The organism is Streptomyces griseorubiginosus (genome assembly GCF_001514195.1).
GTDB classification, from domain to species: domain Bacteria; phylum Actinomycetota; class Actinomycetes; order Streptomycetales; family Streptomycetaceae; genus Streptomyces; species Streptomyces griseorubiginosus.
The window spans coordinates 693,811-704,604 of the sequence record NZ_KQ948738.1; the positions used below are offsets into that span (position 1 = coordinate 693,811).

The window sequence follows — 10,794 nt, forward strand, 5'->3', positions numbered from 1 at the left end:
CCTCGTCCGTGCGGTACGTGAGCCTGAGAGATTCCGGGGAGGATTTGCTCCTTCGGCGCCTCCGATGTCGTCTGGAGGACTCTCCCGCACGGGGTCGACAGCCGCCTGCAAGCCTACCAGCGAGGTCCGCGATCGAGCGTTCGAGTGGCCGCCCACCCCAATGTGCTCTTTCGTAGTCTTACGACCGCTTCGGATGAGTTGCGACCAAGTGGAGGGCCCGTGCAGACCGACATCGATCCGCGCCACCTGATCGGCCGCAAGGCGTTCGACCGCAACGGCACGAAGATCGGCACCGTCGACGAGGTCTACCTCGACGATGCCACCGGGGTCCCGGAGTGGGCGGCGATACGCACCGGCCTCTTCTCCCGCGACGCCTTCGTCCCCCTGGAGCCCAGCGAACTGGTCGAGGGCAACCTGAAGGTCCCCTACGACCGCTCCCTGATCAAGGACGCCCCCGACTTCGGCGTGGGCCGCCACCTCTCCCCGGCCCAGGAACTCCAGCTCTACCACCACTACGGCCTGGACCTGGCCCCACCACCACCCCTGCCGGACCGCCCCTTCGGCAAGATCGCGGGCACGGAGGACGCGGAGCCCTGAGCCACCTGCGTTCAGCGCCCCGAACTGGGGGCGCGGGGAACTGCGCGACGAGCCACGACGCACCCGCACCCGCCGACGAACCCGTCACGGGTAGTGCGGGTGGGCACTCATCCCCTCGACCAACGGCAACGGCTCGGCCAACTCCAGCGAAGGATCGTCGACAGGAAACGTCCGCACCCGCCCCGGCGGGGAATCCGGCGTCTCGAACCGCACGGTCACCCGCCCCACCCCACTCCCCTGCACCCACCCGTGCCCGTACTCGGCATGCCGCACATCGTGGCCGGCGACCCAGCGCCGCTCGACCACCGACTCCCGCCCCTCGACCGGCACCTCATCGGCAACCTCCTCCACCGCGTGTTCCACCCCGTCCCCCGCGGCCTGGGCGAACAGATCCTCTTGAGTGAAGTCGGCGAGCCCCGAGACCCCGACCCCCAGCAACCGCACACCCCCGGTGGAGTCCACCCCCTCCAGCAACCGCAGAGCGGCCTCCCGCACCACCGCGGGGTCGTCCGTGGGCCCCCGCAGCGTCTCGGACCGCGTCAGGGTCGAGAAGTCGTACCGCCGCACCTTCAGCACGATGGTCCGCCCCGACAGCCCGGCCCCCCGCAACCGCCGCACACACCGGTCCGCCAGCCGCTGCACCTCGAGCCCGACCCGGACCCGGTCGTGGATGTCCACGTCGTAGGTGTCCTCCACCGACACCGACTTCGTCTCCCGCTCCGCCACCACGGCCCGCTCGTCCCGCGCCAGCGCCATCGCGTACAGCCCGTGCCCGTGCGCCTTCCCCAGCAGCCGTACGAGCTCGTCCTCCCCCGCCTCCACGATCTCCTCGACCGTGTGGATCCCGGCCCGGCGCAGATGGTCCCCCGTCGCCGGCCCCACCCCCGGCAGGGTCCGCACCGACATGGGCCCCAGCAGGGCCCGCTCGGTCCCCGGCTCGATCACCACCAGCCCGTCCGGCTTGGCCTGCTCGGAGGCGATCTTCGCGAGCATCTTGGAGGCGGCGAGCCCCACGGACCCGGTGAGCCCCGTGACGGCCCGTATGTCGGCCCGCAGCTTCGCTCCGGCCAGCCGGGCCGACCCCTCGTCCCAGGCCGTTCCACCGGCCTCCAGATCGACGAACGCCTCGTCCAGGCTCAGCGGCTCCACGAGCGGCGACAGCTCCCGCAGCAGCCCCATCACCTGCTCGCTGATCGCCTTGTAGAACCCGAAGCGCGGCACGAGATACGCGGCGTTCGGCGCGAGCCGTCTCGCCTGGGCCATGGGCATCGCCGAGTGCACCCCGAACACCCGGGCCTCGTAGGACGCGGTGGCCACCACACCCCGCGGCCCCAGCCCGCCCACGACGACGGCCTTCCCGCGCAGACTCGGCTTGGACGCCTGCTCCGCCGAGGCGTAGAAGGCATCCATGTCGAGATGCAGGATCGTGGGCGCTTTTCTCACATGTCCGATGCTGCCCTACGCCACTGACAATGCCCCGCCGGGACAGCGGGGCAGGACCTCAGACAGCCCGGTTGCGCCGTCGCGCCAGCTCGTCCGCGGGGTTGGTCCCGACGAGCGTCTCGCCGGTGTCCACACGCTCCCCGTGCAGCTGTGACAGCGCGCTCTCGACGTCCCGCCACACCACACCCACGGCGATCCCGAAGATCCCCTGTCCGCCCTGGAGCAGCGCGTGGACCTCGTCGGGCGAGGTGCACTCGTAGACCGTGGCCCCGTCGCTCATGAGCGTCATGCGCTCCAGGTCCTGGAAACCCCGCTCCCGCAGGTGCTGGACCGTGGTGCGGATGTTCTGAAGCGACACGCCGGTGTCCAGGAACCGCTTGACGATCTTCAGGACGACGACGTCCCGGAAGCTGTAGAGCCGCTGCGTCCCCGACCCGTAGGCGGGCCGCACGCTCGGCTCGACGAGTCCGGTGCGCGCCCAGTAGTCGAGTTGCCGGTAGGTGATGCCGGCCGCCGCACACGCCGTAGGGCCGCGATAGCCGATCTGCTCGGACGCCATGGACGTCGCCCCTCCGCTGCTCGGCACGGCCGCCGGTCGCTGCGGAACGTGATGATCGGCCGCGCTGCTGTGAAGCGGGTACGGACCGCTCGCCCCGAGACTCCGTCCGGGGGCACCCCCAGCCGTACCGTCGCCGCTGCTTCTCACGCCGACCTCCGTCCTTGACCTGCCTTCTCGACGGTAGGCAGTCACCAGGGGTGCGTCAACGATCGCCACACTCGGCACGCCGAGTGATAATCACCCTGAGAGTGGTTTCCCGTAGCCATCCGCGGGGAAAGGCTAGCCGAATGCGCTCCGAACGGGCCGCAGGACGCTCTCACGCGCCGGTGGCAAATGCCGGCATTTCGGTGACGACCGGACAGGGCCGACCCGTCACGGAGCACTGATCCGCCGGACCGGCCGCACCCCGTCTCACTGACTGCTGGTGCCGAAGTCCTCGGGGGAGATCTGGTCGAGGAACTCGCGGAATTTCTCCACCTCGTCCTCCTGCTCGTCGGGGATCGCGATGCCGGCGTCGTCGAGCACCCCGTCGCTGCCGTAGATCGGCGTCCCGGTGCGCAGGGCCAGCGCTATGGCGTCGGACGGCCGCGCGCTCACCTCGACCCCGCTGGCGAACACCAGCTCCGCGTAGAAGACGCCCTCACGCAGGTCCGTGATGCGCACTTCGGTGAGCTCCTGGCCGACCGCCTCCAGCACGTCCTTGAACAGGTCGTGGGTCAGCGGTCGTGCGGGGGCCATGCCCTGCTGGGCGAAGGCGATCGCGGTCGCCTCCCCCGGCCCGATCCAGATGGGGAGGTAGCGGTCGCCTCCCACTTCACGCAGAAGCACGATCGGTTGGTTGGAGGGCATTTCGACCCGGACACCTACGACATCGAGCTCGTTCACACAGCAACCCTAGGCCGTGCCCGGGACGTTTGGGTAGTCGGGCAGGAAACGGGTGACAGTTCCTGCACGTGCCGCCCTCAGGGCAGCCGCACACCGAGGGCGGTCTGCACCAGCGCGGCGTGCAGCCGCACCGTGAGCCCCGCCAGTTCCTTCGCACGGGCTTCCGCGTGCGCGCGGGTCTGCGGATTGCGGTGGCGCTTCAGCGGAGCCACCACCTGGTCCACGAGCCCCGCCTCACGGTCCGCGGCGGCCTTCATCGCCCGCAGGTGCCGCGGCTCGATCCCGAACCGCCCGAGTTCGACGACGAGCGCGGCCACGGTCACCGCCTCGGCGTCGTACGCCCCGTCCGGCAGCGGGGTGATGAGCCCGTACGACTCCCACTCCGCGAGCTCCGGTTCACCGATCTCGGCGGCGGCCAGCAGCTCGGCCCGGCCGATCCGGGCCGCGGTGGGTCCCTCGGAGACCTCCAGGACCGTTTCTCCGTCCCGCTGACGGCCCACCGTGGGCAGCGCGACGGCCTCGCCCCGCTCCATGGCGTCCAGGTGCTCCCGGATGACCTTGAGCGGCAGATAGTGGTCCCGCTGCATCCTCAGGACGTGGCCGAGCCGCTCGACGTCCCGGTCGCTGAACTTGCGGTACCCGGAGGGCGTCCGCTGCGGCTCGATGAGACCCTCGGACTCCAGGAAACGGATCTTGGAGATGGTCACTTCGGGAAACTCGTCGCGCAGCACGTTCAGCACCGTGCCGATGCTCATCAGTCCACTGTCCGTCGCGGCGGTGCCGTGTCCGGCACCGCCGCTCGGTGTTTGAAGCATGGACCTTCCCTGGGAGGGTCAGTAGCCCTGCTGGCTCGCGTAGAACACCAGCCGGTACTTGCCGATCTGCACCTCGTCGCCGTTGTTCAGAGCGACCGAGTCGATCCGCTCACGGTTGACGTACGTGCCGTTGAGGCTGCCCACGTCCGACACCGTGAACGAGCCGTCCTGGCCCCGGCGGAACTCCACGTGGCGGCGCGAGACGGTGACGTCGTCGAGGAAGATGTCGCTCTGCGGGTGACGGCCGGCCGTGGTCAGCTCGCCGTCCAGCAGGAAGCGGCTGCCCGAGTTCGGACCGCGGCGCACGACCAGCAGCGCGGAGCCCAGCGGCAGCGCGTCCACGGCCGCCTGGGCCTCCGGGGAGAGCGCCGGCATCTGCGTCTGGCCGGTGACCTCCGAGTCGTAGGCCTCGAGGCCGGAGATGGAGATGGTGGAGGTCGTCTCGGAGGGACGCTCCGGAACCGCCCCGGCCCGCAGCGGGGCGCCGCAGTTGGAGCAGAAGCGGCTGTTCTCCGCGTTGCGGTTACCGCACCTCGTACACACCTGGGCCGACATAGGGGAAAACCCTCCACCCGTACTTGAGGTTGACGGCTGCCCGAAACCTATGCCGCCGGACTGGGCAGGGTCAACAGACGGCACGCCCTGACCTCCGGAGATGTCTCCGCCCGGGCCGCCGACCTGGTCCCGGAACAGCGGGCGCTGGCCCTCGGCTTCGGGCTGTGCGCGGTGCCGAGCGGTGGCGTTGTTGTCGCTACCCTCTCGCGCGCTCTTGCCGAACAACTTCTGAAACAACTTCACGGGCGATTCCCCTTGACCGAAACAGACCCGCCCGTGGGGCAGGACGAACCCTGATTGAACACACCGGCCGACCCGGACACCCTGACAACGTCCGTTTCCACCAGACAGTTTCCACCACGCACCACCCAATCGGTGCGCCGACCCCCCGCAACCTCATGCCCTTGCCCGACGCGCCGCATGCACCCCCGGTTCACCGGGAGGACGACCGAGCGTAGTCAGGCCGCTTCGCCGCTCGCAAGGCGTCCACGACGATCTTGTCCGACCGCTCCACGACCACGGTGGCCTGCTCCTTCTCAAGAGTCTGCACCACGCCTCCAGGGATGTTGAGCGCCGGTTCCAGGTCCTGCGGATTGCCGATGACCTTGAAACGAAACGGAGCGGTGATCTTGTTCCCGTCGACACTCACGCTTTTGTCGGAGTCCGACAGATAGGTGCCGGCGACGACCCGCACGCCGTTCACCTGGATCGCCTCCGCGCCCGCCGCCCGCAGCTCCTGGATCGCGTCGAGCAGCATGTCCGACTCGACCGTCCCCTTGGTGTCCTCGATCGTCATCTCGATGCCCGGCCCCTGCGCGGCCACCGTGCCCGCGAGGATGCCGAGTTGCCGCTCCTTCTCGACCGTCTGCTTGCGGGCCTCCTCCGCCTGGTCGGAGCTGTTCTCCAGCTCGTCCCGCTGCTTCTCGAGGCCCTGCTTCTCGTCTTCAAGACGCTGGGTGCGGTCGTCCAGTTCATCGAGGATGCGGACGAGATCCTCCTGCCTCGCCCCGCGCAGCGCACTGTCGCTGTCACTGTTCGACGCCACCTGGACGGCGAGACCGAACCCGAGGCCGAACAGCAGCACCGCGACGATGAGTTGGGCCCGGGTCACACGCGGCGGCCACAGGCCCTGGACCAGCCTCTGACGACCGGTCAGGCCGGGCTCCGCCGCCGGACCGGCGGTCTCCTCGACAGGCGTCGCCGGCTGCTCCGCCGGGAGTTCCTCGGGCAGTTCCCTGCGCAGCCCGTTGCCGGGCGTCTCCTCCTGCTCGCTCATCGGCGTCACGCCCTGAAGACGTGCCGGCGGATCGCCGCGGCGTTCGAGAAGATACGGATCCCGAGCACGACGACGACACCGGTCGACAGCTGGGCACCCACACCCAGCTTGTCGCCCAGGAACACGATCAGCGCGGCCACGACCACGTTCGACAGGAACGACACGACGAAGACCTTGTCGTCGAAGATGCCGTCGAGCATGGCGCGCAGACCACCGAAGACGGCGTCCAGCGCCGCCACCACGGCGATCGGCAGATAAGGCTCGACAACAGCCGGAACCTCGGGCCGGACCAACAGGCCGGCCACGACTCCCACGACGAGGCCCAGTACGGCGATCACGATGTGCCCTTCTCAGTTCTCGGCTTTGCTGTACGTACGATCACACTCGGTGCGGCCGGCAGCCGGAGGTCGTCCTCCACGGAGATCGCGGTCCGGATGCCGTAGTCCCCTTGCAGGGCGTGCAGATACAGCCCGTCGGCGCTGTTCTGGAACTTGGTGCTCAGCCGCTGCCCGTCCCCCACCGCGAGCACCGTATACGGCGGAACCAGCGGCTTGTTGTCGACCAGTATCGCGTCACCCGCGGCCCTGATCGCCGACAGCGCGGTCAGCCGCTGTCCGTTGATGGAGATGGCCTCGGCACCCGATTCCCACAGCCCGTTGACCACACGCTGCATGTCCCGGTCGCGCACCCGCCCGGTGTCGGAGAAGCCGGACGTCTCACGCGGGTTGCCGTCGCCGCCCGTGGTGGCTTCCTTGGCGTCGTTCACGACCAGCTTGACGCCGGGACCGTGCACCGCCGCGGCGCCCGACAGGATGCCCACGAGGTCCGCCTTGCCGCTCTCCCCGCTCTCCTTGAGCGCCTCCCGCTGCCGCGAACTCACGTCGTCGCGCAGCTTGTCGACATTCTCCTCGAGCGTGTCAGCCGTGTCGCCCTCGCGGTCGATGCGGTCGATGAGCTCCTGGCGCTCCTTGGCCACCACCGGAGCCGCCACCCGCGCCTGAGCCGCTCCCACGGTCACGACCAGGGCGGCGAGCACCAGGCCGAGGGCCAGACCGAGTCTCGCCCGCAACGTCTTGGGCAGCCCACCCTCGCCGGCGGCCTTCTTGCGGGCCGCCGCCTCGGCGTACCCGTCGTCGAGGCTGTGGTCCATGACGTTGGTGAGCAGCGACATGGAGGCGTCCGGACGCGGGGGTCGCGTGGGGGTGCTCCGAATGGGGGGCTGCTGCGGCATGCCGCACATCGTCGCACGTCGCGGCCCCTACCTCCGAATGGCCCCATCGGCGTGCCGGACACGCCCCCTTGGGGACACATGTCCGGCACGCGCGCGTGCGTGGGCTCAGCGGCCGGCGCTGTCCACGACCGCCGACCACTCGTCCAGCAGGGCCTGCGCGGACGCGTCGTCCGGCCCCTCGGCCCACAGGTGGGTGACCGCCTCGGCCGGGTCGGGCAGCACCATCACCCAGCGTCCGTCGGTCTCGACGACCCGGACACCGTCGGTCGTGTCGACAAAGCGATCGCCCGCCGCCTCCACGACCCGCCGCATCACCAGTCCCTTGACGGCCCACGGCGTTGCCAGGTCCCGCTTGAGAACATGCGCCCGCGGGATCCGCGCGTCGATCTGGCTGAGCGTGAGCTGCGTCCGCGCCACCAGCCCGATCAGGCGTACGAAGGCCGCCGTACCGTCGAAGACACTGCTGAACTCCGGCACGATGAAGGCACCCTTGCCGTCACCGCCGAAGATCGTCGAGTCGTCGCGTCCGACCCTGGTGAGGTCGTCGGGCGAGGTGGTGGTCCATTCGACCTGCGTACCGTGATACGCCGCCACCTGCTCCGCGATCCGCGTGGTCGTCACGGGAAGCGCCACACGGCCGCTGCGCCGCTCGGCGGCGACCAGGTCGAGCATGACGAGCAGGGCGCGGTCGTCCTCGATGATCCGCCCCTTCTCGTCCACCAGGGACAGCCGCTCGCCGACCGGGTCGAACCGCACACCGAACGCGGCCCGCGCGGACGCCACGATCTCTCCCAGCCGCACCAGGCCGGACCGCCGTGCGTCGGCCGTCTCGGTCGGCCGGGACTCGTCGAGTCCCGGGTTGATGGTGAGCGAGTCCACCCCGAGCTTCCCGAGCAGACTCGGCAGCACCAGACCCGCGCTGCCGTTCGAGGCGTCGACGACCACCTTCAGCCCGGACTCGGCGATTCCGGTGATGTCCACGTTCCGCAACAGCGAACCGGTGTACGAGTCGAAGACGCTCGCCGGGAAGTGCAGATCCCCGATCTCACCGGGGAACGCCCGCCGGTACTCCTGCCGTGCGAACACCCGGTCCAGCTTCCGCTGGCTGCCTTGCGAAAGGTCCGCGCCCCGCCCGTCGAAGAACATGATGTCCACGGAGTCCGGCACCCCGGGCGTGGTCCGGATCATGATCCCGCCGGCACTGCCCCGCGCGGTCTGCTGTCGCGCCACGGGCAGCGGTACGTTCTCCAGGTCGCGTACGTCGATGGCGCTGGCCTGAAGGGCGGAGATCACCGCCCGCTTCAGCGCTCGGGCGCCTCGGGAGTGATCGCGGGCCGTGGTGACCGTCGAGCCCTTCTTGAGGGTCGTCGCGTAGGCACCGGCCAGTCTGACGGCGAGTTCCGGTGTGATCTCGACGTTCAGGATGCCGGAGACCCCGCGGGCGCCGAAGAGATGCGCCTGGCCCCTGGACTCCCAGATGACCGAGGTGTTGACGAAGGCGCCGGCTTCGATGGTCTTGAACGGGTAGACCCGGACATTCCCCTGAATAATCGATTCCTCGCCGACGAGGCATTCGTCGCCGATGACGGCGCCGTCCTCGATCCGCGCGGCACGCATGATGTCGGTGTTCTTCCCGACGACACAGCCGCGGAGATTGCTCTGCTGCCCCACGTACACGTTGTCGTGCACGACGGCCTTGTGCAGAAAGGCCCCGCTCTTCACGACGACATTGGAGCCGACGACGGTGTGTTCCCGGATCTCGGCGCCGGCCTCGACCTTGGCGTAGTCCCCGATGTACAGGGGACCGCGGAGAACGGCATCGGGATGCACTTCGGCACCCTCGGCCACCCATACGCCCGGGGAGAGCTCGAACCCGTCGATCTCGACGTCGACCTTGCCCTCGAGGACGTCGGCCTGGGCCTTCACATAGCTCTCGTGGGTACCGACGTCCTCCCAGTAGCCCTCCGCGACATAGCCGTAGACCGGCTTGCCTTCCTTCATCAACTGGGGAAAGACGTCACCGGACCAGTCGACAGGCACGTCGGCCTCGACATAGTCGAAGACCTCGGGCTCCATGACATAGATGCCCGTGTTCACGGTGTCCGAGAAGACCTGGCCCCAGGTCGGCTTCTCCAGGAAGCGCTCGACCTTGCCCTCTTCGTCGACGATGGTGATACCGAATTCAAGGGGATTGGGCACCCGCGTCAGACAGACGGTGACCAGCGCGCCCTTTTCCTTGTGGAAGTTGATGAGCTCGGTGAGGTCGAAGTCGGTCAGGGCATCACCGGAGATGACAAGGAAAGCATCGTCCTTCAACGCCTCTTCGGCGTTCTTGACGCTTCCGGCGGTACCGAGTGGCTTCTCCTCATTGGCATAGGAGAGCTCCATGCCGAGCTCCTCGCCGTCACCGAAGTAGTTCTTGACCAGGGAGGCCAGGAACTGGACGGTGACCACGGTCTCGTTGAGCCCATGCCTTTTGAGCAGCCTCAGAACGTGCTCCATGATCGGCCGGTTGGCCACCGGCAGGAGCGGCTTGGGCATGCTTGAGGTCATGGGACGAAGGCGTGTGCCTTCGCCTCCGGCCATCACGACGGCCTTCATGTCGGAAGCGTCCTCCTCCAAGAGATGACGGTCTAGCCGACTTCACCCGTCCAGATTGTCCCGCACTTTTCCGCCGGCGGCCATCGAGCCGCTTCGGCCGTGCCGCAGGGACGAGTTCAATCGGCCATGGCGTCCGCGCGAATCAGGCGGCGGACTTGCACCACATAGAGGACTCCTGCCCACCAGTACAGGGTTGTACCCCATCCAGCGAACGCCCATCCGAAAATAGCAGCGAGTGACGAGATCCAACCCGTTCCGTCACTGAGCAGGAGCAAGGGGAAGGCGTACATCAAGTTGAAGGTGGCGGCCTTGCCGAGGAAGTTCACCTGGGGCGGCGGATAACCGTGACGCCTGAGGATGCCCACCATCACCAGGAGAACCAGCTCGCGCAAGAGAAGTGCAGCCGTCAACCAGATCGGCAGAATCTCGCGCCAGGTGAGTCCGACCAGGGTCGACAGAATGTAGAGCCGGTCGGCGGCGGGATCGAGCAGCCGGCCGAGGCTGCTGATCTGGTTCCACTTGCGTGCCAGCTTGCCGTCGAGGTAGTCACTGATCCCGCTCAGCGCCAGTACCAGCAACGCCCAGGTGTCACTCTTCGGCCCCCCGAACTCGGGCCTGAGGATCAGCCACAGGAAGAGCGGCACCCCGACGAGCCGCGCCATGCTGAGGATGTTGGGGATGGTGAGGACCCGGTCCGTCTGGACCCGGGTCTCCTGGACCTCCACCCGGGGGCCTCCTGTGGGAAACGTGCCAACGATGCTCCCTGACCCTACCTCAACGCAAAAAAGCTCTGGCTCTTGGGCAGTGCCCAAGAGCCAGAGCTATAAAAGGA

The 10,794-nt window shown here is 68.6% G+C and carries 11 protein-coding genes and 1 riboswitch; of the genes, 1 reads left to right on the top strand and 10 read right to left on the bottom strand.

Translation table 11 applies throughout. The features are described 5' to 3' along the window. Position 1 precedes the first annotated feature (1 nt). Positions 2-97, bottom strand: a riboswitch (glycine riboswitch). A gap of 122 nt (positions 98-219) precedes the next feature. Next, complete coding sequence (locus AQJ54_RS25725; protein WP_062026124.1) at positions 220-597, top strand: PRC-barrel domain-containing protein; 378 nt, start codon at positions 220-222, stop codon at positions 595-597. Between the two features lie 84 nt (positions 598-681). On the opposite strand, the gene AQJ54_RS25730 is transcribed toward AQJ54_RS25725, so the two are convergent. The 10 genes from AQJ54_RS25730 to clsA all read right to left on the bottom strand — a co-directional run bounded on the left by AQJ54_RS25730 (position 682) and on the right by clsA (position 10,687). Further along, the gene (locus tag AQJ54_RS25730; RefSeq protein WP_079070014.1) at positions 682-2,040 is read right to left on the bottom strand and encodes a DNA polymerase IV; all 1,359 of its coding nucleotides are present in this window, start codon (positions 2,038-2,040) and stop codon (positions 682-684) included. 58 nt (positions 2,041-2,098) lie between these two features. Next, the gene (locus AQJ54_RS25735; RefSeq protein WP_078616856.1) at positions 2,099-2,746 is read right to left on the bottom strand and encodes a MerR family transcriptional regulator; all 648 of its coding nucleotides are present in this window, start codon (positions 2,744-2,746) and stop codon (positions 2,099-2,101) included. Between the two features lie 264 nt (positions 2,747-3,010). Then, positions 3,011-3,484 (bottom strand): bifunctional nuclease family protein, encoded by a 474-nt coding sequence (locus tag AQJ54_RS25740; RefSeq protein ID WP_004002801.1) that lies wholly within the window; start codon positions 3,482-3,484, stop codon positions 3,011-3,013. Positions 3,485-3,561: 77 nt separating this feature from the next. Beyond that, positions 3,562-4,299 carry a transcriptional regulator FtsR gene (ftsR, locus tag AQJ54_RS25745; protein ID WP_062241258.1) on the bottom strand — a complete coding sequence of 246 codons (738 nt, stop codon included), beginning with the start codon at positions 4,297-4,299 and terminating at the stop codon, positions 3,562-3,564. An 18-nt stretch (positions 4,300-4,317) separates the two neighbouring features. Beyond that, the gene (locus AQJ54_RS43830) at positions 4,318-5,226 is read right to left on the bottom strand and encodes a zinc-ribbon and FHA domain-containing protein (RefSeq protein WP_078616855.1); all 909 of its coding nucleotides are present in this window, start codon (positions 5,224-5,226) and stop codon (positions 4,318-4,320) included. A 61-nt stretch (positions 5,227-5,287) separates the two neighbouring features. Next, positions 5,288-6,130 carry a DUF881 domain-containing protein gene (locus AQJ54_RS25755; protein WP_062241259.1) on the bottom strand — a complete coding sequence of 281 codons (843 nt, stop codon included), beginning with the start codon at positions 6,128-6,130 and terminating at the stop codon, positions 5,288-5,290. 5 nt (positions 6,131-6,135) lie between these two features. Continuing rightward, positions 6,136-6,468, bottom strand: a complete 333-nt coding sequence (locus AQJ54_RS25760; RefSeq protein WP_003988855.1) for a small basic family protein — start codon at positions 6,466-6,468, stop codon at positions 6,136-6,138. After that, entirely contained in the window at positions 6,465-7,361 is an 897-nt protein-coding gene (locus AQJ54_RS25765; RefSeq protein ID WP_243659863.1) for a DUF881 domain-containing protein, read from the bottom strand. Before AQJ54_RS25765 ends, AQJ54_RS25760 begins: the two co-directional genes overlap by 4 nt. A 105-nt stretch (positions 7,362-7,466) precedes the next feature. Beyond that, on the bottom strand, positions 7,467-9,962 hold the full coding sequence (locus AQJ54_RS25770; protein ID WP_062026119.1) for a mannose-1-phosphate guanyltransferase: 2,496 nt from the start codon (positions 9,960-9,962) through the stop codon (positions 7,467-7,469). A 116-nt stretch (positions 9,963-10,078) separates the two neighbouring features. Beyond that, entirely contained in the window at positions 10,079-10,687 is a 609-nt protein-coding gene (gene clsA / locus AQJ54_RS25775) for a cardiolipin synthase ClsA (RefSeq protein WP_062241261.1), read from the bottom strand. Between the last annotated feature and the right edge of the window lie 107 nt (positions 10,688-10,794).

Coding starts and splice junctions, on each gene's coding strand:
- ftsR (WP_062241258.1), bottom strand. CDS start 4,299: ATGCTTCAAACACCGAGCGGCGGTGCCGGACACGGCACCGCCGCGACG.
- AQJ54_RS25765 (WP_243659863.1), bottom strand. CDS start 7,361: ATGCCGCAGCAGCCCCCCATTCGGAGCACCCCCACGCGACCCCCGCGT.
- AQJ54_RS25755 (WP_062241259.1), bottom strand. CDS start 6,130: ATGAGCGAGCAGGAGGAGACGCCCGGCAACGGGCTGCGCAGGGAACTG.
- AQJ54_RS25770 (WP_062026119.1), bottom strand. CDS start 9,962: ATGAAGGCCGTCGTGATGGCCGGAGGCGAAGGCACACGCCTTCGTCCC.